Source organism: Mumia xiangluensis (genome assembly GCF_010994095.1).
Lineage (GTDB): Bacteria > Actinomycetota > Actinomycetes > Propionibacteriales > Nocardioidaceae > Mumia > Mumia xiangluensis.
This window is the reverse complement of record NZ_WJYO01000008.1, coordinates 1-23293: the sequence shown is the minus strand read 5'-3', so window position 1 is coordinate 23293 and position 23293 is coordinate 1. Positions and strand designations below refer to the sequence as shown.

General features: G+C 71.5%; 24 protein-coding genes. 5 read left to right on the top strand and 19 right to left on the bottom strand.

What is annotated here, in order from left to right; all coding sequences use genetic code 11:
- Positions 1 to 64 precede the first annotated feature (64 nt).
- Positions 65 to 862, top strand: coding sequence for a metallophosphoesterase (locus GH747_RS21720; protein WP_149767180.1), 798 nt, complete (start codon positions 65 to 67; stop codon positions 860 to 862).
- Between the two features lie 9 nt (positions 863 to 871).
- Here GH747_RS21720 and GH747_RS21715 read toward each other — a convergent pair whose 3' ends face one another.
- From GH747_RS21715 to GH747_RS21705, 3 genes are read right to left on the bottom strand one after another with little or no spacing between them, the layout of a single operon-like run.
- Entirely contained in the window at positions 872 to 1837 is a 966-nt protein-coding gene (locus tag GH747_RS21715) for an ABC transporter substrate-binding protein (RefSeq protein WP_163695219.1), read from the bottom strand.
- A 13-nt stretch (positions 1838 to 1850) separates the two neighbouring features.
- Entirely contained in the window at positions 1851 to 2615 is a 765-nt protein-coding gene (locus GH747_RS21710) for an ABC transporter permease (protein WP_149767184.1), read from the bottom strand.
- Positions 2612 to 3331 carry an ABC transporter permease gene (locus GH747_RS21705; protein ID WP_228552711.1) on the bottom strand — a complete coding sequence of 240 codons (720 nt, stop codon included), beginning with the start codon at positions 3329 to 3331 and terminating at the stop codon, positions 2612 to 2614. Before GH747_RS21705 ends, GH747_RS21710 begins: the two co-directional genes overlap by 4 nt.
- Before the next feature lie 3 nt (positions 3332 to 3334).
- Here GH747_RS21705 and GH747_RS21700 point away from each other — a divergent pair, with 3 nt between their 5' ends.
- A complete protein-coding gene (locus tag GH747_RS21700; protein WP_377036113.1) occupies positions 3335 to 4468 on the top strand; it encodes a betaine/proline/choline family ABC transporter ATP-binding protein in 1134 nt (377 codons plus the stop codon).
- A 5-nt stretch (positions 4469 to 4473) separates the two neighbouring features.
- Here GH747_RS21700 and GH747_RS21695 read toward each other — a convergent pair whose 3' ends face one another.
- From GH747_RS21695 to GH747_RS21645, 11 genes are all read right to left on the bottom strand, one after another.
- The gene (locus GH747_RS21695; protein ID WP_149771752.1) at positions 4474 to 5148 is read right to left on the bottom strand and encodes a hypothetical protein; all 675 of its coding nucleotides are present in this window, start codon (positions 5146 to 5148) and stop codon (positions 4474 to 4476) included.
- 65 nt (positions 5149 to 5213) lie between these two features.
- Positions 5214 to 5696, bottom strand: a complete 483-nt coding sequence (locus GH747_RS21690; protein WP_149767188.1) for a DUF3180 domain-containing protein — start codon at positions 5694 to 5696, stop codon at positions 5214 to 5216.
- 5 nt (positions 5697 to 5701) lie between these two features.
- Positions 5702 to 6265, bottom strand: a complete 564-nt coding sequence (gene folK / locus GH747_RS21685) for a 2-amino-4-hydroxy-6-hydroxymethyldihydropteridine diphosphokinase (protein ID WP_149767190.1) — start codon at positions 6263 to 6265, stop codon at positions 5702 to 5704.
- On the bottom strand, positions 6262 to 6639 hold the full coding sequence (gene folB, locus GH747_RS21680) for a dihydroneopterin aldolase (protein ID WP_228552712.1): 378 nt from the start codon (positions 6637 to 6639) through the stop codon (positions 6262 to 6264). Before folB ends, folK begins: the two co-directional genes overlap by 4 nt.
- Positions 6636 to 7040, bottom strand: coding sequence for a nuclear transport factor 2 family protein (locus tag GH747_RS21675; protein ID WP_228552713.1), 405 nt, complete (start codon positions 7038 to 7040; stop codon positions 6636 to 6638). Before GH747_RS21675 ends, folB begins: the two co-directional genes overlap by 4 nt.
- The gene (folP, locus tag GH747_RS21670; protein ID WP_149767194.1) at positions 7033 to 7887 is read right to left on the bottom strand and encodes a dihydropteroate synthase; all 855 of its coding nucleotides are present in this window, start codon (positions 7885 to 7887) and stop codon (positions 7033 to 7035) included. The genes GH747_RS21675 and folP overlap by 8 nt, the downstream gene beginning before the upstream one ends.
- Entirely contained in the window at positions 7887 to 8486 is a 600-nt protein-coding gene (gene folE, locus GH747_RS21665) for a GTP cyclohydrolase I FolE (protein WP_194842870.1), read from the bottom strand. Before folE ends, folP begins: the two co-directional genes overlap by 1 nt.
- A gap of 1 nt (position 8487) precedes the next feature.
- Positions 8488 to 10527, bottom strand: a complete 2040-nt coding sequence (gene ftsH / locus GH747_RS21660; RefSeq protein WP_149767196.1) for an ATP-dependent zinc metalloprotease FtsH — start codon at positions 10525 to 10527, stop codon at positions 8488 to 8490.
- Between the two features lie 197 nt (positions 10528 to 10724).
- A complete protein-coding gene (gene hpt / locus GH747_RS21655; protein WP_149767198.1) occupies positions 10725 to 11282 on the bottom strand; it encodes a hypoxanthine phosphoribosyltransferase in 558 nt (185 codons plus the stop codon).
- A 23-nt stretch (positions 11283 to 11305) separates the two neighbouring features.
- Positions 11306 to 12313: a tRNA lysidine(34) synthetase TilS gene (gene tilS, locus GH747_RS21650; protein WP_149767199.1), complete on the bottom strand. Its 1008-nt coding sequence runs from the start codon at positions 12311 to 12313 to the stop codon at positions 11306 to 11308.
- A 9-nt stretch (positions 12314 to 12322) separates the two neighbouring features.
- Positions 12323 to 13405 (bottom strand): zinc-dependent metalloprotease, encoded by a 1083-nt coding sequence (locus GH747_RS21645; protein ID WP_228552714.1) that lies wholly within the window; start codon positions 13403 to 13405, stop codon positions 12323 to 12325.
- Positions 13406 to 13521: 116 nt separating this feature from the next.
- Here GH747_RS21645 and GH747_RS21640 point away from each other — a divergent pair, with 116 nt between their 5' ends.
- Complete coding sequence (locus GH747_RS21640) at positions 13522 to 15135, top strand: SLC13 family permease (RefSeq protein ID WP_149767201.1); 1614 nt, start codon at positions 13522 to 13524, stop codon at positions 15133 to 15135.
- A gap of 13 nt (positions 15136 to 15148) precedes the next feature.
- Here the strand turns inward: GH747_RS21640 and dacB are convergent, their stop codons facing one another.
- Positions 15149 to 16624: a D-alanyl-D-alanine carboxypeptidase/D-alanyl-D-alanine endopeptidase gene (gene dacB / locus GH747_RS21635; protein ID WP_149767203.1), complete on the bottom strand. Its 1476-nt coding sequence runs from the start codon at positions 16622 to 16624 to the stop codon at positions 15149 to 15151.
- A 10-nt stretch (positions 16625 to 16634) separates the two neighbouring features.
- Entirely contained in the window at positions 16635 to 18299 is a 1665-nt protein-coding gene (locus GH747_RS21630; RefSeq protein WP_149767204.1) for a bifunctional metallophosphatase/5'-nucleotidase, read from the bottom strand.
- Positions 18300 to 18472: 173 nt separating this feature from the next.
- On the opposite strand from GH747_RS21630, the gene GH747_RS21625 reads away from it, so the two are divergent.
- Both GH747_RS21625 and GH747_RS21620 read left to right on the top strand, forming a co-directional pair.
- The gene (locus tag GH747_RS21625; RefSeq protein WP_149768609.1) at positions 18473 to 18967 is read left to right on the top strand and encodes an inorganic diphosphatase; all 495 of its coding nucleotides are present in this window, start codon (positions 18473 to 18475) and stop codon (positions 18965 to 18967) included.
- Between the two features lie 148 nt (positions 18968 to 19115).
- Entirely contained in the window at positions 19116 to 20003 is an 888-nt protein-coding gene (locus GH747_RS21620) for an isocitrate lyase/PEP mutase family protein (RefSeq protein ID WP_149767206.1), read from the top strand.
- A 40-nt stretch (positions 20004 to 20043) separates the two neighbouring features.
- Here the strand turns inward: GH747_RS21620 and GH747_RS21615 are convergent, their stop codons facing one another.
- From GH747_RS21615 to GH747_RS21605, 3 genes are all read right to left on the bottom strand, one after another.
- Positions 20044 to 21330 carry a C40 family peptidase gene (locus GH747_RS21615; RefSeq protein ID WP_149767208.1) on the bottom strand — a complete coding sequence of 429 codons (1287 nt, stop codon included), beginning with the start codon at positions 21328 to 21330 and terminating at the stop codon, positions 20044 to 20046.
- Positions 21331 to 21385: 55 nt separating this feature from the next.
- Entirely contained in the window at positions 21386 to 23014 is a 1629-nt protein-coding gene (gene pgm, locus GH747_RS21610) for a phosphoglucomutase (alpha-D-glucose-1,6-bisphosphate-dependent) (protein WP_149767210.1), read from the bottom strand.
- A 10-nt stretch (positions 23015 to 23024) separates the two neighbouring features.
- Positions 23025 to 23293, bottom strand: a 269-nt coding sequence (locus GH747_RS21605) for an SH3 domain-containing protein (RefSeq protein ID WP_163695897.1), incomplete at its 5' end; no start/stop codon positions are given.

The following is a 23293-nucleotide window of genomic DNA, read 5'->3' as shown; positions in this document are numbered from 1 at the left end:
GAGGCACCGACGGGCGAGGTGCTTCGACGGGCCGACTCGCGCCACGCGCCCTAAGGTCCCAAGCGTGGGCGACGTGTGGGCGGTCAGCGACATCCATGGGCACCGCGACGTCCTCGTCGCGGCCCTGACGGACGCCGGGCTCATCGACGAGAGCGAGCACTGGTCCGGTGGCGACGCACGGCTGTGGCTCCTCGGGGACTACGTCGATCGCGGCCCTGACGGGATCGGCGTCATCAGGCTGGCGCGACGCCTCGAGCAGGAGGCGGCCGAGGCCGGCGGAGCAGCGACAGCGCTCCTGGGGAACCACGAGATCCTGCTGCTCGGGATGCACCGGTACGGGGCGATGCCGGTGCCGAGCGACCCGCGCTACGCGTTCGAGCCGAACTGGGCCGGGAACGGCGGTGTCGTCACCGATCTGGAAGGCCTCGACGAGGAGATCCTCGACTGGCTGACGACCCGGCCCGCGATCGGGGAGGACGCCGACCACCTGCTCCTGCACTCCGACACCGTGGAGTACCTCGAGTGGGGCGGCACGGTCGACGAGATCAACGCCGCCGTCCGGGCGGAGCTCCGCATGCCCGACCTCGACACCTGGTGGGAGATGTGGCGCCGCCTGACCACGCGGATGGCGTTCGCGGGAGCCGACGGACCCGGGGTCGCCCGGCGCGTGCTGGACGAGCTCGGGGGCAGCCGGATCGTGCACGGGCACACGATCTGCGCGCTCATCCGCGGCGGAGGGGTGTCACCCGACGACGAGCCGCTGGTCTACGCGGACGGCCTGGCGCTGGACATCGACGGCGGGATCTTCGTCGGCGGGCCCTGCCTCCTCGTCCGTCTGGACGAGGAGGCAGAGGGCCGCTGACCGTCGGTGCTAGCCGAGCAGCCCCTCGTCCTCGAGGAACTGCTGGGCGACGTCCGTCGGCTTCTCGCGGTCGACGTCCACGGCGACGTTCATGTCGGCGAGCTTGTCGGTCGTGAGCTTCGCGGACAGCGCGTTGAGCGCCGATGCGGCGTCCTCGTTGTCGGCGAGCCACTCGGTGTTGACCGCCGGGATGAGGTTCTGAGCGGGCTGCAGGCCCTTGTCGTCCTCGAGCAGCACCAGGCCGTCGTCCTCGAGTGCGCCGTCGGTCGTCGCGACCTGGACGAGCTGCACCTCACCGCTGGTGGCCGCGTCCTTGCCCTCGCGGCTGCCGAAGCCGAGCGGGAGGATCTCGGTCAGGTCGATGCCGTAGACCTCCTGGAGCCCCTTGCCGCAGTCCTGCCGGTCCTTGCAGTCGGGTGCGGCCGCGAGCTTGACCGGGAGGCCGCTCGCGCCGAGGTCGGACAGCGTCGACAACGAGTGCTCGTCGGCGAAGTCCTTGGTGACGGCGTACGCGTTCTGGTCGGTCGCCTCAGCCGGCTCGAGCAGGGTCACACCCGCCGTCTCCGCCAGCGCGCCGACCGCCGCCACGGTCTCCTCGACGTTGTTGCTCGTCACCGGCTCCGCCGTGTCACCGTTGGCCTGCTTGTTGAGGAAGTCACCGATGCCCGAGAGGTATTCGGGGACGACCTGCACGTTGTTGTCGGTCAGCTGCGCCATGTAGATGTCGCGGGTGTCGACGAGCTTCTGGGTGACGTCGTAGCCCTCGTTCTCGAGCACCTGGGTGTAGAGCTCGGCGAGGATCTGCATCTCGGTGAAGTTCTGGCCGGACAGCGTGAGCGAGCCCTTGGACTCACCGCCTGAGCCGTTGTCGGAGTCACCGTCGTCACCGCCGCACGCCGGCAGCGCGATCAGCGCGACCACTGCGGCGAGCGAGGCAGCGCCGCGGCGGGCGCGGCGCAGTGTCGTGGAGTTCATCGGATCCCTTCCGTCACGACCTTGTGGCCGCGGTGTCTGTCGATGGTGCGTCGAACTGCGGTGTCTGGACCAGACCATCATGGCGGCTACCTCGGACACGGCGCATCGGGTCCACGCGTCGTTCGGCGAGGGCCGCCAGGCCCTCCAGGACGAGAGCCCCGACGGCGACGAGGATCGCGCCGCCGATGACGTACTGGTAGTCGCCGTTGCTGAACCCGTACGTGATCGTGTTTCCCAGTCCCGGGCCGGCGACCAGGGCTGCGATCGTCGCCGTCGCCCACAGCTGGACGACCGCGAGACGCACACCGTTGGCGACCAGCCGCGACGCCAGGGGCAGCTCCACGCTCCGGAACACCTGCCACTCGCTCATGCCCGTGCCACGAGCCGCCTCCACGATCTCGGGGTCCACCTCGCGCACGCCGACGTACGCGTTGGTGATGACCGGAGGCAGTCCGAACAGGATGAGTGCGACCAGCGTCGCCAGGCCGGCGCGACCGTACGGCCCCAGGGTGTCCGTGCCGAGCGGCCCGAGCGACAGAAGCCCGAGGACCGCGAAGACGGGGATCGCGCGCCCGATGTTGGAGACGTTGATCGCGAAGGTGCCGCCGCGCCCACGGTGCCCGAGCCAGAGGCCGAGCGGAAGGCCGACCACCAGCACGACGACCAGCGCGGTGAGGGTCAGGAGGACCTGCTGGGTGAGCTGGTCCCACAGCCCGTTGGTGCCCTCCCAGCTCGCGGGGTCGAGCAGGAAGGAGATCGCTTCGCCGAACTCGTTCACACCGCCGCCCCCCGCGTCCACGGCGTCACGAGCCGCGTGAACGCCACGATCAGCAGGTCGAGCACGACCGCGAGGACGACGCACAGCACGCTGGTGGTCAGCACCTGCGCCTTGAAGCTGTCGTCGAGCCCGTTGGCGAGCATGTTGCCCAGGCCGCCGTACGCGACGATCGTCCCCAGCGTCACCAGGGCGACCGTCGAGACCGTGGCGACCCGCAGCCCGGCCATCACCACCGGCAGCGCGAGGGGCGCCTCGATGCGCAGCAGGAGGCGTACGCGCCCGTACCCGAGGCCGGTGGCGGCCTCGACGACCTCGTCCGGCACGCCGTCGAGGCCGGCCAGCACGTTGCGGACCAGGATCGACAGCGAGTACAGGGCGAGCCCGATCACGACCGTCGTCGCACTCAGCCCGGTCGCCTGGGCGAGCAGGGAGAACATGGCCAGCGACGGGATCGTGTAGACGAGGGTCGTGCTGCCCAGCAGCACCGACCTCAGCCTCGCCCGGCGGCGTGCCACGAGCGCCAGCGCGACCGCCAGCACGAACCCGAGCACCACGGAGGCGACCGTCAGCAGGATGTGCTGCACCGTCGCGTCCCACAGCTCGGGCGCGTAGCGGGTCACGTACTCCGGGCACACCCACGCGTTGACCGCGCGCGAGTAGCACGGCGGGTCCGCGGCGACCACTGCGTGCGGCAGGACCCCGGCGGCTAGGCTCACGACATGCACCGTACCGAGGCCGCGATGATCGTGCTGGACGGCGTCGGCAAGCAGTACGCCGACGGCTCCGTCGCCGTACGCGACCTGTCGCTCTCCGTGCCGCGCGGCTCCCTGGTCGCCCTGGTCGGCCCCTCCGGTTGCGGCAAGTCGACCACGCTCAAGATGATCAACCGCCTGATCGAGCCGACGTCAGGGCGGATCCTGATCGACGGCGAGGACGTCACCCGCGCCGATCCCGTGGAGCTGCGGCGCGGCATCGGGTACGTCATCCAACAGGTCGGCCTGTTCCCGCACCAGTCGATCCGCGAGAACGTCACCACGGTGCCCACGCTGCTGGGGTGGTCCCGCAAGCGCGCCCGGGCACGCGCCGACGAGCTCCTCGAGATGGTCGGCCTCGATCCGGCGACGTACGCCGACCGCTACCCCCACCAGCTCTCCGGCGGCCAGCGCCAGCGCGTCGGGGTCGCCCGCGCCCTGGCGGCCGACCCGCCGGTGCTGCTCATGGACGAGCCGTTCGGCGCAGTCGACCCGATCGTCCGCGAGCGCCTCCAGGACGAGTTTCTGCGCTTGCAGCACGACCTCGCCAAGACCGTCGTCTTCGTCACGCACGACATCGACGAGGCCGTCCGGCTCGGAGACCGGGTGGCCGTCCTCGCCTCGGGGGGCGACCTCCGCCAGTACGACTCTCCCGCCGCCGTCCTCGGCTCCCCGGCCGACGAGTTCGTCGCGGAGTTCGTCGGCGCCGACCGCGGCCTGCGCCGCCTCGCCGTCACCCCGATCGAGGTCGGCGACCTCGAGGAGGCACCCGTCGTACGCCGTGGGGCGTCGGCCGGCGACGTCCGTCAGGTCGCAGCGGGCTCGGACGTGCCGTGGGCGATCGTGGTCGACGACGACGACCGCCTGGCCGGCTGGGCACCTGCCGAGCAGCCGGCGGGCTCGGACGCGATGCGAGTGCGCCCGATGGAGGCGACCGTGCACCGCTCGGCCACGCTCAAGGAGGCGTGGGCCGTGATGCTGCGCTACGACGCGGGGTGGGTCGCGGTGCTCGACGACGACCGGAGGCTCCTCGGTGTGCTGACCCCCGAGTCGCTCCACGCGGCGCTGCGTCGATCAGTGCGCATCACCGAGCCGGCCTGACTGCCTCAGGCCTCCTTGGCCTCGGGCAGCTCGTCGTCCACGTCGCCCGCGTCGGCGTCCTTCGTGGCAGGCGCGTCGTCCTTCGTGGCAGGCGCGTCGTCCTTCGAGACAGCCTTGTCGTCGGCGGACTCCTCGGCGGCCTGTGCACGGACGGCCGCTGCCGCCTCCCAGCTGAGGAGGTCGACGATCGTCGGCACGTCGGCGCCCTCCCAGAGTCCCAGCCCCAGTGCTGCCGGGGCCTCGGACGTCTCGTCAGCGGTGCGCAGCGCCTCGACCTCGCGTGCGAGCGCCTTGCGCAGCGCGTCGGACTCCTCCGCCCGCGCCTCGGCCAGGCGCAGGGTGCCGTTCAGCTCACCGATGCGCTTCGTGGTGATCGAGAGCGTCTCGTTGACCGCCTCGACGAACTGCAGGTTCTCGCGGGTGCGGTCGACGGTCATGTCGCGGTAGGCCTGGGCCTGCTCCGCGCGGTCCTTGTACCACTCGCGGCGGGTCGTCATGACCTCGTCCGCGATGATCCGCGCCGCAGCCGCCCCGGCCACCACCGCCGTGATCGCCGCAGCGATCAGAACACCCCGCGAAGCCGCCACCACGGCAACGGCGACGAACACAGCAGAAGCCGCCAGCAAGAGGCTGGCGGCGAGGACGCGCGTGGAGCGCTGGCGGCGGCGAACGTTCGGCATGGGCAGAACCCTACGCTACGGAGTCGCGCATCCTGGTGACGGACACCACCTGTTCGTGGCGGCCCTCACGCCTTGGCTGGAGCGTCGTCGTCCTTGTCGTCACGCGGCACCTCGCAGGCGCGTTCGAGGGCCAGCGCAGCCGCCAGCGCGAGCAGCGCGGCCAGCGCTGCGACCGCCGATCGAACGACCCGGTCACGGGGCAGCTCGAGCTCCAGGTCGCCGGCGAACGACAGCGCAAAGCCTGTGTAGTAGCCCGCGATCAGCGCGGTGACGATCGCCGACGCCTTCGCGAGCGCGAGGAGGCGCATCGCCCGGCTCGAGTGCATCGTGCGTCTCTCGCGGTGCAGCGACTGGTAGGTCCCCCAGGCGAGGAAGGCCAAGATGCCGGCGAGGAACAGCATCGTGCCGGCGGCGACCCATGACACCGTGGGCGCGACGGCGTCGCGCCACTCCATGAACGGGCGCACCGATCGGCCGACGGCCAGGCCGACCACGCCGAGGATGGCGAGCTGGACTGCCGACGACCGGCGCAGGGCAGGGCGACCCATCGACGTCAGACGAGGATCTCGAGGTCCTCGCGCCGCGTCACGCCGGCCGTGTCGACGCTCTGAGCCAGGTCGACCACGAATCCCTTGCCGGGGATCTCGCCCTCGAGGTCGAGCTCGAGCCACGGGATCAGGACGAACGCCCGCTCGTGCGCCCGCGGGTGCGGGAGCGTCAGACGGTCGTCCGACGCGATCCGGTCACCCACGACGATCAGGTCGACGTCGAGCGTGCGCGGCGCGTTGCGCTCGCCGCGCTCGCGACCGAACGCGTCCTCGATGGCGAGGCAGCGGTCGAGCAGCGTGTGCACGGTCAGCGTCGTGTCGATCAGCACCGCGGCGTTGAGGAAGTCTCGGGAGCCGGGGGGTGCACCCACCGGCACCGTCTCGTACACCGACGACACGGTCACGACCGTGACCTCCGGAGTGTCCGCGAGTGCGGCGACCGCGCCCTGGACGTTGTTGAGCCGCTCCCCGAGGTTCGAGCCGATCGCGATCACGGCCTGCCGGATCGGGCGCATTCCGCCGGTCATCGTGTCGGCGTCAGGCATGTGCGGGTTGGGCGTCTCGGTCACGTACGGCTCCGCTCTATCGTCACGGCGACGTCCGAGAACGTCACCGGAATCGGTGCATCGGGCTTATGAACGGTAACGCTCGCCCACTGCACCGGCTCGTAGCTGAGGCAGATCCGGACGATCCGGAGGGCGAGCGTCTCGATCAGGTCGACGGGGTCCGACGTGATGGCGTCCGCAACCCTCTCCGACAACGTACCGTAATGAACCGACGCTTCTAAGTCCCCAGTCTCCGCCGCCCGCGCGAGGTCGAGGGCGAGGACGACGTCGACGACGAACCGCTGACCCTGCTCACGCTCGTGCGGCAGCAGTCCGTGGTAGCCGTACGCCTCGATCCCGGTGACGGTGATCCGGTCCAGTCCTGGCGGCACGCTCATCCTTCCATCACGGGTCCCGAGTGGTGGGACCACAGCTTCCAGCCGGTCGGCGTCTCGACGAGGACGTCGGTGGCCGCGCCGCGTCCCCCCGCGAAGACGGTCGGCTCCTCGCCGTCGGCCTCGGAGAGGACGTTCTCGGTGCACGACACGATCGCGATCCCGCCGCGGTGCGTGACGGTGACGTCGGTGAGGATGAACTGGATGTAGCCGACGCTCGCCATCAGCATGGCGAACGACCGCATGATCGACGACGTGCCGCGGATCGGCTCCGACCCCGGGTGCACGCACACGGTGTCGTCGCCGGGGAGCCACAGCGACGTCATGAGGTCGAGGTCGCCGCGCTCGATCGCGTCGTAGAACGCCTCATGGGTCCGCAGGACCGGCGACGTCTTCTCAACCACGGCGCCACCGCTCCGCGACACGGACGCTGTCGACGTTGTCGGGGACCTCGTGAACGCGTACGGCCCACGCGCCGGCCGTCGCCGCGAGAGCGGTGATTGCGACGGTCGCGGCCTCGCGCTGGAGCGGGTCGCGGAGCGTGCCGTCGTCCGCGGCGAGGAGCTCGCCGAGGAACCGTTTGCGGCTCGCGGCGACCAGCAGCGGGTAGCCGAGCTCGGCGAACGCCGCGAGGTGCGCGAGGATCGACCAGTTCTGGGGGCCGCGCTTCGAGAACCCGATCCCGGGATCGACCACGACCTGGTCGGGCTTCACCCCGGCGGCCAGCGCCGCGTCGACCGACGCGGACAGCTCACGGACGACGTCGGGCACGAGGTCCGCGTACGTCGTCGCGTCCTCGCCCTGCATCGCGTCCGAGTGCCCGCGCCAGTGCATCACGACGTACGGGACACCCGCACGGGCGGCGACGCCCAGGATGTCGGGGTCTGCCAGGCCACCCGAGACGTCGTTGATGATCCGCGCCCCGGCTGCGACGGCACGCTCGGCGACCTCCGCGCGCATCGTGTCGACGGACACGACGACGCCGCGCTCGCTGAGGGCTCGCACCACGGGCTCGACGCGGGCGAGCTCGGTCTCCGCGTCGACCCGCTGCGCTCCCGGCCGGGTGGACTCGCCACCGACGTCGATGATGTCGGCACCCGACGCGACCAGGCTCAGCCCGCGGCGTACGGCGTCCTCCGCGTTGAGCCAGCGCCCTCCGTCGGAGAAGGAGTCGGGCGTCACGTTGACGACGCCCATCACCTGGCACCGCCCGACGTCCGGCAGGGCACGGACGACGCGGCGTTCGAACATCAGTGCGCCTTGATCAGCGACATCGCCTCGGCACGGGTCGCGGGGTCGCGCAGCTGGCCGCGCACCGCGCTCGTGATGGTCTTCGCGCCCGGCTTGCGGACGCCGCGCATCGTCATGCACAGGTGCTCGGCCTCGATCTGGACGATCACGCCGAGCGGCTTGAGCGTGTCGGTGAGCGCGTCCGCGATCTGCGTGGTGAGCCGCTCCTGCACCTGCGGCCGCCGGGCGTAGGTGTCGACCAGCCGCGCGAGCTTGGACAGGCCGACGACCCGCCCGTCCTCGGCGGGGATGTAGCCGACGTGGGCGACCCCGGTGAACGGGACCAGGTGGTGCTCGCACATCGACCACAGCTCGATGTCCTTGACGAGGATGAGCTCGTCGTGGTCGACCTCGAACGTGCGCGACAGCGCGTCGGCGGGGTCGCGGCGCATGCCCGCGAAGATCTCCTCGTACGCCCGGGCGACCCGCGCCGGCGTGTCCTGGAGGCCGTCGCGCTCGGGGTCCTCCCCGATCGCGATCAGCAGCTCGCGGACGGCGGCCTCAGCGCGCGCGATGTCGAAGACGGGCAGGTCCTGACCCGGCAGGATGTGGGCCGTCACGTCACCCGACTCCTGGTGTCGGCGGCTCCGGCGCCCCACCCATCGAGCCGCCACCGGGTCCGTGGAGGTCACCGTCGGCGCCGGGCGCGAGCACGATGGTGCCCTCTTCGGGGTCGTGGGTGATCTCGTGGCCGTTGACCTCCTTGGGCGAGGCGACCGGCGGCAGCGCCGAGGGCTTGCGGCTGTCGGAGCCGGTCCACGCGGGACGTGGGCTGCGCCGTCGCAGCGCCTCGAAGATCGCGGCGACCTCGCTCTTGTCGAGGGTCTCCCGCTCGAGCAGGGCGAGAACGAGCTGGTCGAGGACGTCGCGGTTCTCGGCGAGGATGTCGAAGGCCTCCTGGTGGGCGTAGGAGATGAACTTCGTCACCTCCTCGTCGACGATCGCAGCGAGCTCCTCGGAGTAGTTGCGCGAGTGGCCGATGTCGCGGCCGAGGAACGGCTCGGAGCCGTTCTCGCCGAGGCGGACAGCGCCGATGCGCTCGGTCATGCCGTACTGCGTGACCATCGCGCGCGCGAGGTTCGTCGCCTTCTCGATGTCGTTGGCCGCCCCGGTCGTCGGGTTGTGGAAGACGAGCTCCTCCGCCGCCCGGCCACCCATCATGTAGGCCAGCTTGTCGAGCATCTCGGCGCGCGTCTGGCTGTACCTGTCCTCGTCGGGCAGCACCATCGTGTAGCCGAGGGCGCGACCGCGCGGCATGATCGTGATCTTGTGCACGGGGTCGCTGCCGGGCAGCGCCGCGGCGACGAGCGCGTGGCCGCCCTCGTGGTACGCGGTGATCTTGCGCTCGTGCTCGCTCATCAGGCGCGTACGCTTCTGCGGACCGGCGACGACGCGGTCGATCGCCTCGTCGAGGGCGCGGTTGTCGATCTTCTGGTTCGAGGAGCGTGCCGTCAGCAGGGCAGCCTCGTTGAGGACGTTCGCGAGGTCCGCGCCCGAGAACCCTGGAGTACGGCGAGCGACGGACTCGAGGTCGACGTCGGCGTCGAGCGGCTTGCCCGCCGAGTGCACGCGGAGGATCTGGATGCGGCCCTTCAGGTCGGGCGCCTCGACGCCGATCTGACGGTCGAAGCGTCCGGGACGCAGGAGCGCCGGGTCGAGCACGTCGGGACGGTTCGTCGCGGCGATCAGGATCACACCGCCGCGGACGTCGAATCCGTCCATCTCGACGAGCAGCTGGTTGAGGGTCTGCTCGCGCTCGTCGTGGCCGCCGCCCAGGCCCGCACCGCGGTGACGACCGACGGCGTCGATCTCGTCGATGAAGATGATCGCGGGGGCGTTCTCCTTGGCCTGCTCGAACAGGTCACGCACACGGCTCGCACCGACACCGACGAACATCTCGACGAAGTCGGAGCCTGAGATGGAGTAGAACGGGACGCCTGCCTCGCCGGCCACGGCACGCGCGAGGAGCGTCTTGCCGGTCCCGGGAGGGCCGTACAGGAGGACGCCCTTGGGGATCTTGGCACCGACCGCCTGGAACTTCTGCGGGTCGGCCAGGAACTCCTTGATCTCGCCGAGCTCCTCGACGGCCTCGTCCGCGCCTGCGACGTCGGCGAAGGTGGTCTGCGGGGTGTCCTTGGCGACGAGCTTGGCCTTGGACTTCGCGAACTGCATGACGCGGCCGCCGCCACCCTGCATGGAGTTCATGAGGAAGATGAACAGGAGGAAGATCAGCGCGAACGGGAGCAGGAGCCCCAGCAGGCTGCCGAGGAAGCTCGGCTTGGGGATGTCGACGTCGTACGTCTTCATCTCCTTGTCGGCGACGCTCTGGTCGGCGAGCTCGCGCAGCTGGTTGCCCTGGTTGCCGAGCCAGCTGGCGCGCACCTTCTTGTCGTCGTCGAGCGTCGCACGGATCTCGTTGTCACCAGCACCGACGAAGGTGGCCTCGGAGACCTCGCCCTTCTCGAAGTACCGCACCATCGTGGCGGTCTCGACCTCTTCGTAGCCGTTGTTCGACGACACGAGCTGGAGCAGGGCGAGCACCGCGATGACACTGATGATGATCCAGAGCCACGGGCCCTTGAAGATGCGTTTGACGTCCATGATCCGAGGCCGCGCCTCGCTCCTCCTGCGTAGGAATGGGTACGGGAAATGACGGTACACGCCACGCCGCTGGCGGCGGAGGGCGTTCCGTCCCCTGGTGCTTCAACGTCCGGCACCCGCCCCCATGTTCCCAGAATCGCCGATCTTGCGGGTCACGGGGGCGTCACGGAGGCGTCTTGGCGCCGCCTGGGGCGACGTCAGGAGTAGACGTGCGGTGCGAGCGTCGCGATGTCGCGGAGGTTGCGGTAGCGCTCGTCGTAGTCGAGCCCGTAGCCGACGACGAACGCGTTGGGGATGTCGAACCCGACGTAGCGGACGTCCACGGCCATCTTCAGGGCCTCGGGCTTGCGCAGCAGCGTGCAGATCTCGACCGAGGCGGGCTTGCGCGAGCGCAGGTTGGAGGTGAGCCACGACAGCGTGAGGCCCGAGTCGATGATGTCCTCGACGATCAGGACGTGGCGGTCGGTGAGATCGGCGTCGAGGTCCTTGAGGATCCGGACGACGCCCGACGAGGTCGTGCCGGACCCGTAGGAGGAGACGGCCATCCAGTCCATCTCGACGTCGCGCTCGAGAGCGCGGGCGAGGTCGGCCATCACCATGACGGCGCCCTTGAGAACCCCGACCAGCAGGAGATCCTTGCCGTCGTAGTCCTCGCTGATCTCCCCGGCGAGCTCACGGAGCCGCGCCTGGATCTCGGCCTCGGAGATGTAGGTCTGGTCGAGCGCGAGGTCTCCCTCGATCTGCTTCGCGTCCACGGATCCAGCCTGACACAGCAGCCCTAACGGCGCGTGCTCGCCCTCCCGAAGACCAGGGACGGCCCGGCCCGTACGACGGTGAGCCCGCCGGGCAGCGCCGGACCGCCCTGCCCCCGCCAGCGCGTGACGAGCCGGTCGATCTCGGTGACGTGCGCAGCGGACAGGTCCGTGGCGGGTGAGCCGGCGGCCAGGGCGGCTGCCCGCAGGACGCGGGTGCGCAGGGCGCGCGGCAGTCCCAGCAGGTGGTCGACGTCGAGGCTGCCGTCGGCGCGGGTCGACTCACGGTAGGCGGTCGCCGCGAGCTCGTCGAGCAGGTCGGCGTCGTCGCGCAGGAGGTCGGCGCTCCGCGCGAGGGCGGCGCCGACGCCGGGACCGAGCGCGTCCTCGAGACCCGGGAGCAGGTCACGGCGCACCCGCACGCGTGCGTATCGCGGGTCGGTGTTGTGCGGGTCCTCCCACCACGCGAGCCCGGACGCCCGACACACCGCCTCGGTCTCGGCCCGGGTCAGGCCGAGCAGGGGACGGCGCAGGCGGCCGTCCCGTGGCGCGATACCGGACAAGGACCGCGCACCGGACCCGCGGGCGAGCCCGAGGAGGACGGTCTCGGCCTGGTCGTCGCGGGTGTGGCCGAGCAGGACCGCGGCGCAGCCGTGCTCCTCGGCGTACGCCGCGAGCGCGTCGTGGCGCGCCGCACGTGCCGCGGCCTCCGGCCCCCCGGCCGTGCCCACCGCGACCCGGACGACGTCGGCGTGGACGCCGAGCCCGTCGCGTACGGCGTCGGCGGCGGTCGCCGCCACTTCTGCGGACGTGTCCTGGAGCCCGTGGTCCACCACGAGCGCGCGGACCCGCAGGTCGCGGCGCGCCCCGACGTACGCCGTCAGTGCCGCCAGCGCGAGCGAGTCGGCACCGCCGGACACCGCGACGGCGACGCTCGATCCGGCCGGGAGGTCGTCGAGCGCGTCAGCCACCGCGCGGCGACCGCGTGCGACCGCCGGATCGAGCGGGCCGTCAGTGGTCGCCGAGCCGTCCACGGTCCGCGCTCACCCGTGCACGCGCGCGACCCAGAGATCGGGCTTCTCGATCTCCGCAGCGCTCGGGAGGTTGACCGGCGAGGCCCACACCGCGCTGAAGCCCTCACGGCCGACCTGGCGCTCGACGGCACGGACGAACGCGGCGCCGTCGCGGTACTGGCGCATCTTGGCCTCGAGCCCGAGGACCTGTCGCAGGAGCCGGTCGAGCATGCCGCCACCCTTGCGACGCTTCTCGAACCGCTTGCGGATGTGCTTGACCGACGGGATCACCGAGGGTCCGACCCCGTCCATCACCACGTCCGCGTGGCCCTCGAGCAGCGACATCACACCGGTGACCTTCGCGATCACCTCGCGCTGCTCGTCGTTCTGCAGCACGTCCATCAGCGACACCTGCTCGCCACGGATGAACCTGCCGGCCGTCTTCGACGCCTCGCTCAGCGACCGCGACAAGCCCTCGGGATCCATGTCGGTGGCGTCGACCAGCTGGTCGATGAGGCCCTGCATGTGGTCGCGCATCCACGGCACCGCCGTGAACTGGACCCGGTGCGTCTCCTCGTGGAGGCAGACCCAGAGCCGGAAGTCGTGCGGGTCCACGTCCAGCTCGCGCTCGACGTGCACCACGTTGGGGGCGACCAGCAGCAGCCGCCCGCCGGTCGGCAGCCCGTCGCCCACCGCCGGTGCCGTGAAGAACGGGTCGAACTGGCCGAGGACCTTCGTCGACATGAAGCCGAGCGCCGTCCCGAGCTCGGCGCCGGTGATCCGAGGCCCGACCGACCGCGCGAACCGGCCCGGCGTCTCTCCGCGCGTCTGTGCCGCGGCGGCCGCCTTCGCGAGCACCGGCGCCAGCACGACCTCGAACGACGCGAGGTTGGCGGCGATCCAGCCCGGCCGGTCCACGACGAGGACCGGAGCGCTCGCGGCGGTGGCGGAGAGTCCGGTGAACTCACGGACCGGACCCTCGGAGCGCGCGGCGCCCTCACGCAGCTCGGCGACCACCTCCGCGGCCTCGTCGGCCTCGACCTCGGGCCCCGGGCGCGTCATGCGTACGGCGGTGGCGAGCGCGAAGTCCCAGTCGATCATGCTCTCGGTCATGTCGCCGAGCCTACGCGGCAGGGCACGGCGATCGGACGCGCCGCGGAACCCGTGGTGTGATGCGGGCAACACGGTTGCTCAGAACCATGACGACACCGACCTCAGGGAGAGACGTCATGAGCACGGTCGAACGTGACCCCCGTCCGACGCCCACCGATGTCGACAAGGCATTCCTCGGTAGCGCCACCTATCGAAGTCTCGGCGAGCAGAAGCTGTCCCCCGCCGAGGAACGGTTCGAGAAGGCGCGCCGTACGTCCGGGCTGGTGCTGGCGCCGCTCGCGACGGTCATCATGCTGCTGATCCCGTTCGACCTGCCCGACCCGCAGCACAAGCTGTCCGCGGTCCTCGTCGGCGTCGTCATCCTGTGGATCACCGAGGCGGTCCCGATCCCGGTCGGCGGGTTCCTCGGCATCGCCGCGATCGTGCTGCTCGGCGTGGTCCCCGCCGACGACGCACTCGCACCGTTCGGGTCCTCGACCGTCTTCACCTTCATCGGTGCGTTCATCCTCGCCCAGGCGATGCTGAAGCACGGTCTCGCCAAGCGGTTCGCGATGTTCGTGCTGAACCTCCCCGGTGTCGGACGGTCCACGACGCGGGTGATCGTCGCGTTCGGTGCGATCACGTGCCTGCTGTCGGCGTTCGTCTCCAACACCGCCACGGTCGCGATGCTGCTCCCGACCGCCATCGGCATCCTCACCGTGATCGCGAAGCTCATGCAGTCGCAGGGCATCGTCGAAGAGGACTTCGACCCGCTGCGCCTGCGGGTGGGCGTCGCCCTGATGCTCATGCTCGCGTACGGCGCCAGCGTCGGTGGTCTCCTCACCCCCGTCGGCTCCCCGCCGAACCTCATCGGCCGCGGCCTGATCGAGGAGGCGACCGGCGAGACCATCCCGTTCCTCGACTGGGTGCTGCTCGCGCTCCCGATCTGCGCGGCGATGTTCGTCGCGCTCGTCGTCGTCCTCCTGCTCGTGAACCGCCCCGAGATCAAGCGTCTTGAGGGTGTCGAGGAGTGGGTCGACGCCGAGAAGGCCGAGCTCGGTCCGGTCTCGCGCGCGGAGAAGAACACGCTGGTCGCCTTCACGGTCACCGTCACGCTCTGGATCCTCCCCGGCATCGTCGCCCTGGTCGCCGGTGCGGACTCCAGCACGTACGAGACCGTGTCCGGTCGTCTCGACGAAGGGGTCGTCGCCGTCCTCGGTGCGTCGCTGCTCTTCCTGCTCCCGACCGACTGGGGAAGGCGCGAGTTCACGCTCCGCTGGAGCGACGCGGCGAAGATCGACTGGGGCACGATCGTGCTGTTCGGCACCGGCATCATCTTCGGGTCCCTGCTGGCGTCGACCGGGCTCGCGGAGACCATCGGCAAGGGCGCCTACAACTGGCTCGGCCTGAGCAGCGCCCTCCTCCTCACCGCGTTCGCCGTCGTGCTCGCGATCGCCGTGAGCGAGACGACCAGCAACACGGCGTCGGCCGCTGTCGTCGTCCCGATCATCATCCCGATCGCGATGGCCGCCGACGTCAACCCCTTCGTTCCCGCCCTGGCTGCGACGTTCGCGGCGTCGTTCGGCTTCATGCTGCCGGTCTCGACGCCGCAGAACGCGATCGTCTACGGGTCCGGCGTCGTCCCGATCACCCGGATGATCCGCTCGGGCATCTCGTTCGACGTCCTCGGTGCGATCCTCATCCTCGTCCTGCTGCCGGTGATGGTGTCGGTGCTCGGGCTGGGCGGCTAGCTGCCTGCCGCGGTCAGCCGGTGCCGCACGCGCAGGCGGTGAGGCGGGCCGCGATGCGGGCGAGGAGGTCGCGGGCGTCGCCGGTCTTGGGGACGGGGACCCGGTCGGTGAGCACCACGAACCCGACCGGAGTGCCGTCGGCCGTGATCGTGGTCCCGGCGAGTCCGTGGACGCCGGTGAGCGTGCCCGTCTTCGCGCGTACGGCGCCGAGCCCGGCGGCCGTCCCTGGCGCGGTGAACCGGGTGGCGAGCGAGCCGGTGAAGCCTGCCACCGGGTAGCGGTCGAACAGGTCGGCCGCGGTCGAGACGACCGAGAGCATCGACGCCAGGGTGACGTGGTTGCTGCGTGCAAGACCGCTGCCGTCGTAGATCCGGTTGCCCTCCCACGGCACTCCCAGCCCGGTCAGGATCTTCTCGACCGCGGCGACGCCGCCGGTGAAGCTGGCCGGCTGGCCTTCGGCGAGGGCGACATGGCGCAGGAGGACCTCGGCCGCCTGGTTGTCGCTGTGCTCGATGACGGACTGCACGATCTGTGCGACCGTGCCGCTGCTGACCGCCGCAAGCTCCTCCGACGACGCCGGCTTCGTGGCCGGGGTGATCGCCTCCACCGTGATCCCGCGGGCGCGGAGCTGACGCGCGAACAGCTGAGCCGCCTGCTTGTCGGGGGTCGCGCTGCGCTTCCATCCGTCGGTGCCCTGGTCGACCCACAGCGCGCTGACCGGCGTCGTGACGAACGACGAGATGTAGCCGGGCTCCCACTGTGGACTCACCGCCGGGCCGGTGAACAGGGACGCGTCGTAGCCGAGCGAGACCGAGCCGATCCCGTCCGCGCGCAGGGTCTTCGCGGTCTGCCGGGCGAGCTGGGCGAGCGAGACCTGCTGCGGGTACGCCGCGCGCGCCTCCTCGTCCGACGTCGCGGTGAGGTAGGGGTCACCGCCGCCGACGAGCACGACGCGCGTCGGCGCGCCGGCGGCCGGCGTCGCGGGAGCGGTCGTCGTCGGGGCCGTCGCCGTCGGTGTCGGGGAGTCGGTCGTGTCGCGGACGACGGTCGTACGGAACCGGTGCTCCGAGCCGATCGCCGTCATCGCCGCCATCGACGTGAAGAGCTTGAGCGTGGAGGCCGGCACGAAGGTGCCGGTGCCGCTCGACCACACCTGCTCGCCGGTCGTCAGATCAGACGCCGCGAACCCGACGTGCGGTCCGAGAGCCTTGCGGGACAGCAGCGGGCCGACGGCGCGCTGGACCGCCGCGGCATCGAGCCCGGCGCTCCCGGACGCCGCGGTCAACGCCGGTCGGAGCACGGGCGCCTCGGGAGTCTCGGGGACCGCCGCTGCCTCGGGCTCGCGAGCCGCGCAGGTGCCGTCCTCGCACACCCAGCGGTCGAGGTAGCCGAGGCTGTACGCGGCGACGCCGCCCCCGGCGACGACGAGCACGACCGCCAGCAGCAGGTACGGCCAGGCTCGGCCGGCCTCGGAGGCGCGCGATCGCATGCGGGCGAGCCTATCCGGGTGGGACGAGCACGATCGGGACGCCGTCGTGCACGAGCCGCCAGTGCGGCGGGGTCGAGGCGTACGGCCGCCCGGCGGCGAGGTGGCTCTCGACCAGATTCCGGAGGGACCCCGGCACCTCGGCGACGACCGGCACGCGGGCGACGTCCGGGTACGACGCCGCACCCGACGCGCGGTAGCGGCTGACCACCACGTCCAGCCGGTGGTCGTCGGCGAGCGGAGCGCCGTCGTACGCCAGCCCGGTCACCCGCCGCCCGACGGGCCGGGCGAGGTCGATCTCGTACGTCAGCGGGGCGTCGACGCCGTACGCGATGTCGTGGTCGAAGTCGGGTGTCCCGAGCGGGGTGCGCGAGGTGGGCGCGTTCGTGAGCGCATCGGGGTCGTACGGCCCTGGTCCGGCGGCAGCGCGGAAGAAGGTGGCCGCGTGCTCGAGGTGGCGGCGCAGGGCGCGACCGTCCATCTGGACGACGACGACTCCGCTGTCGAACGGGCAGAGGGCGGCGACGTCGCGTCGGCGTACGGGTCCCGCGGCGAGCGGCGCGCACCGGCTCGCCGGCGACACCAGGCTCACGAGCGGCGCCGTCGACCCTGAGACCGCGCGAGCCCCCTCGGCCTGGGCGAGCGCGACGAGTGCCAGCGCGTCCGTCGCCCGGTACCGCGAAGGCTCGGGATCGATGGGCCCGGGCGCGTGCCCGACGACCTCCGCCCCCAGCGCCCGTACGCGGGCGTGCTGCGGCGCGACCAGCGCCACGACGGCCGGGTCCTCCGGCGCCGTCGCGGTGTCGATCAGGCGCGAGCGCGAGGTGCCGACCCGCCACCGGCCGCCGTCCGCGACGAGGTCGAGCTCCACGAGCGCGACCCGCATGCCCCAGCAGAGCGGCTCGGTGAGAAGGACGGGACGACCGTCCGGGCCTCGCTCGACGTGCTCGTCGACCTCGATGTGCGCGTGACCCGCGACCACGACGTCGATGCCCGGGACGAGGCGGGCGAGGTCGAGGGCGGCGTTCTCGCGGGTCGGTGGTTCGACGATGCCGGCGTGGACGACGGCGACGACCACCTCGGCGCCATCCCCACGCACGGCGGCGACCAGAGGGCCAGCCGCGGCCACGAGGTCGTCGAACCGGAGCTCGGCGGCCACGTCACGGTTCCAGGCGGTCACGCTCGGAGTGGTGAGACCGACGATCCCGACCCGCACGGACACCCCCTCGGCGACCGGGACGTCGCGGACCACCGAGCCCGCGAACGCCGGCTCCCCCGTCACCGCGTCACGGACGTTGCCTCCGAGCAGGGGTGCGTCCAGCTGGTCGCGGAACGCCGCCAGCGCGCGTACCCCGTAGTCGAGCTCGTGGTTGCCCAGCGTCACGGCGTCGTAGCCGAGGTGGTTCATCGCCGCCGCCATCGGGTGCAGCGGCGGGGTCGGCTCGCTCAGCCGGCGCGAGAAGTGGTGCGCGAGCGCGCTCCCCTCGAGCACGTCGCCAGCGTCGACGAGGAGCGCGTACGGCGCTGAGGCCCGGACCTGCCGCACGACCGACGCGACCCGGGCCAACCCGATCCGGTTGCCGTACGCGTCCTCGTACGGAGAGTCGGTGCCGTAGTCGAAGTCGCGGACCTGCCCGTGGAGGTCGGTCGTCGCGAGGATCGTGAGGCGCGCAGTCATGGCAGGGGTAGGCTGTTACCTACGTCACAGCCAGTCCCCCCGTGTCCTGTCGCATGGTCCACATAGGGGAGACTAGACAGGTCTCGCGCGTCGGGTCGGACCGACCCGGACGATGCAGCATCGAGACGATTGGCCGCAACGAACATACGCACGAAACCAATGGAGGAACAGTGCTGGAATTCGACGTCACGGTCGAGATCCCCAAGGGCGTACGCAACAAGTACGAGGTCGATCACAAGACCGGCCGGATCCGTCTGGACCGCACCCTGTTCACCTCCACCCAGTACCCGGCCGACTACGGCTTCATCGAGGACACCCTCGGCCAGGACGGCGACCCGCTCGATGCGCTGGTCCTGCTCTCCGAGCCGACGTTCCCGGGCTGCCTGATCCGCTGCCGCGCCATCGGCATGTTCCGCATGACCGACGAGGCCGGCGGCGACGACAAGGTTCTGTGCGTCCCGGTCGACGACCCGCGCCAGGAGCACCTGCAGGACATCCGCCACGTGCCTGAGTTCGACCGCCTCGAGATCCAGCACTTCTTCGAGGTCTACAAGGACCTCGAGCCCGGCAAGTCCGTCGAGGGCGCCGAGTGGGTCGGCCGCCGCGAGGCCGAGGACGAGGTCGAGGCGTCGTTCAAGCGCCACATCGACCTGGGCGAGCAGCACTGAGCGCGCCCACCGACTGAGCCGAAGGCCGCCGATCCCCACCGGGGTCGGCGGCCTTCGTCGTACGCGGACTGTCTGCGCGAGGTGGCACACTCGTGCGTGCTGCGACGAGCCCAGGTCCGCCGCAGGGAGGTCGACGCTGGAGGCACGCATGGACTCACCGGACGCAGGCCGCGACGCGGATCGCAGGGAGCGAGCTCGCCGCTTCGCGACCCTCCACCAGCAGGGCTGCTTCCTCCTGCCCAACGCCTGGGACGCCGGGAGCGCCCGGATGCTGGAGTCGGCCGGGTTCCCGGCGATCGCCACCACCAGCGCCGGCATCGCCTTCTCCTACGGTCGTCCCGACCACGGCTTCCACACGGAGCACCCGGACGGCGGTCGGCTCGATCGCACCCGGCTGCTCGCCCGCACGCAGGAGATCGCCCAGGCGGTGGACGTGCCAGTCAGTGCCGATCTCGAGGACGGCTACGGCGCGGCGCCGGAGGTCGTGGCCGAGACCGTCGGCCTCGCACTGGCCGCCGGCGCCGCCGGTGGCAACATCGAGGACTTCACCGGCAGGCGCGACGCTCCCCTGTACGCCCGGGAGCTGTCGGTCGACCGGATCCGAGCGGCGCGAGCGGCGGTCGATGCGTCGGGCGAGCCGTTCGTCCTCGTCGGACGGACCGACGCCCTGATCACGGGCGGGTCGATCGCCGAGGCGATCGACCGTGCCAACGCCTACCTGGCGGCCGGCGCCGACTGCGCGTTCGTCCCGGGCGCCGCCGACGAGGCGACGATCACGACGCTGGTGGCCGAGCTCGACGGCCCGCTCAACGTCGTCATGGGACTGACCGGCGGGGCGCTGTCGCTTGCCGACCTGGCAGCTCTGGGAGTTCGCCGGGTCACCGTCGGCGGCAGCATCGCCCGCACGGTGTACGCCCAGCTCCGCCGCGCGGCCACCGAGCTGCACGATCTCGGCACCTTCTCGTACGCCGACGCCCAGCTCTCGCACGACGACCTCAACGCCCTCTTCGGAGAGGGCCCGGCGCAGGGCGGGTGACCCGCCCTCTCGAGGATCGGTGCCGTCGGAGCCGAGGGCCTCAGCGGATGCGTGCGGCGAGGTCGGGTGTGGTCGACGCGTAGACCGACACGACCTGGACGTTCTTGCCGGGTCGCGGCGCCTCGATCATCCAGCCGTCGCCGAGGTAGAGCGCGACGTGGTAGATCGAGCTCGGACCACCGCGGCTCCAGAACAGCAGGTCGCCGCGCTTCGCGTCGGCAAGCGAGATCGGCACCGACGACGCGTACTGGGCGCCGCTGAAGTGCGGCAGCGCCTTGCCGGCGGCTCCCCACGCGCGCATCGTGAGCCCGGAGCAGTCCCACACGTCCGGGCCGGCGCCCGCCCACACGTACGGCTCGCCGACCTGCTCCATCGCGAACCGGATCGCTGCCTCGACACCCTTCACACGCTTCGGCGGGTTGGGGTCGACCGGCGTCGGCGACGGCGACGGCGCGGGTGCCGGACCGGGTGCCGGGGACGGGGCGGGCGTGGGCGTGGGCGCGATCTGGGACAGGTCCTCGGGCGGCCGGTTCGCCGACTCCTGGGCTGCCTGCGCCAGCTTCTCGAGGGCCCGCTGCCGCTTACGAGCGATCGTGACCGAGATGCCCTCGGCGTGGGCCAGCTCGCGGATGAGCTGGTCGCGGTCGCGCTGGAGGGAGGCGCGTGCAGCAGCGGCAGCGGCGACCGCCGTCTCCGCCTCCTGCTTCGCGGCCTTCGCCGACGCTGTCGCCTTCTCCTGCTTCGCGACGGCCACCTCGGCGGCGCGCTGGAGGGACGCAGCGACGGCCCGCTTGGACTCGTAGCGCGCGAGCGCGGCCCGGCTGGCGTCGCCGACCGCGTCGTACGCGGCGATGTCGTTGAGGATCGAGGTCGGGCCGTCCTCGTAGAAGAAGCTGCGGAGGCGGTGGTAGGGGTCACGGACTGCGACCCCGCCGAGCGTCAGCCGCTCGACCAGGCGGCGCTCGGCCTCGGCGGCGGTGGCCGCGCCCTCGGCGTCGGCCTTGGCTGCGGCGACGGCCTTCTCGGCCTGCGCGAGCGCGTACTCGGCGCCGTTGTACTTCTCCGACGCCGCGGCAGCCTGTGCGGCGAGGGTGTCGACGCGCGCGGTGGCGGCCGTGATGCGGGCACGGATGGAGACGACGTCGTCGGCCTTCGCCGCGGCGTTCGTCTGAGCCTGTGCGACGTCCTCGGCGCTCGGGATGTCGTCCGTCGGTGCGGGGTCGGCGTAGGCGGCGCCGACGCCGGTGAACGTCAGCGTGCCCGCAGCGAGCAGGGGCACGAGGGCGCGCCGCAGAGCACCTGCCTCACCGTGCCGCCCGAGCCTCACGTCGTGCCCCCTCGCTCATCGCGCCAGGCAGGAGGTGCGCCTGGCGATTTTGACTCTACGTCAGCGCCTCGGTCACCACAGCCCGTGCTGCAGATTGGACCTCGGCCAGATGGTCCGGTCCCTTGAAGGACTCAGCGTATATCTTATAGACGTCTTCTGTCCCTGACGGTCGAGCAGCGAACCACGCATTCTCCGTCTCGACCTTGATCCCACCGATCGCGGCGTCATTGCCCGGCGCGTGCGAGAGGACGCGGGTGATCGGGTCGCCCGCCAGCTCGGTCGCCTTGATCGCCGTGGGCGCGAGCGCACCGAGACGCTTCTTCTCCTCCCGGGTGGCTGGGGAGTCGACGCGTGCGTAGGCGGGATCACCGTGACGCGCGGTCAGCCCGGCGTAGTGCTGGCTCGCGCTCCGGCCCGTCACGGCCGCGATCTCCGCCGCGAGCAGCGCGAGCACGAGACCGTCCTTGTCGGTCGTCCACACCGTGCCGTCCTTGCGGAGGAACGACGCACCGGCACTCTCCTCGCCGCCGAAGACCGCCGACCCGGAGAGCAACGGGTCGACGAACCACTTGAATCCCACCGGCACCTCGTACAGCGCGCGTCCCGCGTCCGCCACGACGCGGTCGATCATGCTCGACGACACCACGGTCTTGCCGACCCCGGCGGCGGCATCCCAGGAGCGATGCTCGGCCAGGTAGCCGATGGCGACCGCGAGGAAGTGGTTCGGGTTCATCAGGCCGGCGTCCGGGGTGACGATCCCGTGCCGGTCGGCGTCGGCGTCGTTGCCGGTCGCCACGTCGAAGCGCTCACGCTGCGCGACCAGCGACGCCATCGCGTACGGCGAGGAGCAGTCCATGCGGATCTTGCCGTCGTGGTCGAGCGTCATGAAGCCCCACTGCGGGTCGACGGTCGTGTTGACGACGGTCAGCTCGAGGCCGTACTCCTCGCCGATCCGGCCCCAGTACGCGACCGAGGCGCCGCCGAGCGGGTCCGCGCCGATGCGGATGCCGGCGCCGGCGATCGCCTCCAGGTCGAGGATCGACCCGAGGTCGTTGACGTAGTGCGTGAGGAAGTCGTAGCTCTGGACCCGGTCGCGGGTCTCGTCCGTCGTCGCCCGCTTCACGCCGCGCAGCCCGTCGCGCAGCAGCGCGTTCGCGCGGTCCTGGATCCAGCCGGTGATGTCGGACCCGGCCGGTCCGCCGTGAGGCGGGTTGTACTTGAAACCGCCGTCGCGGGGAGGGTTGTGCGAGGGCGTCACGACGATGCCGTCGACCTGCCCGTGCGCACCGAGGCCGTTGAGCCGCAGGATCGCGTGCGAGACCGCCGGTGTCGGCGTGAACCCGTCCTCGGCGTCGACCAGCGTGACGACGTCGTTGCCGATCAGCACCTCGAGCGCGGAGTGCCACGCGGGGAGCGAGAGCGCATGGGTGTCGCGGCCCATGAGGATCGGCCCGTCGATGCCTGCCTGGGTGCGGTACTCGACGATCGCCTGCGTGGTCGCCAGGATGTGCGCCTCGTTGAACGCGCCGTCCAGGCTCGAGCCGCGGTGCCCGCTGGTGCCGAACGCCACCTGCTGCGCCGGGTCGTCAGGGTCGGGAGTGCGGTCGTAGTAGGCGGCGGCGAGGGCGTCCAGGTCGACGAGGTCCTGCGGCTGGGCCGGCGTACCGGCGCGTGGATCCACCATGCGCCCCAGCCTAGGGGTGTACGACCTCGGCGTCCGTTGCCTGCACGCGCCCGACCGGTACGAGGCGCGTGTCGTCGTTCCACGCGACGATCCAGCCGCCGGTGCGCGGGTGGCCGGCGAGGTGCAGGGTGTCGCCGATCCGCGGCGGCAGGTCCGATGCCACGCGAGCCTCCCACTGGTACGCCGCGCCTCCCACGGTCGCGGTGAGGAGGACGACGTTCGGGCTCCTCGGGCGCGCATAGTCGACCAGCACCGCGGTCGACAGCTCGCGACCACGCA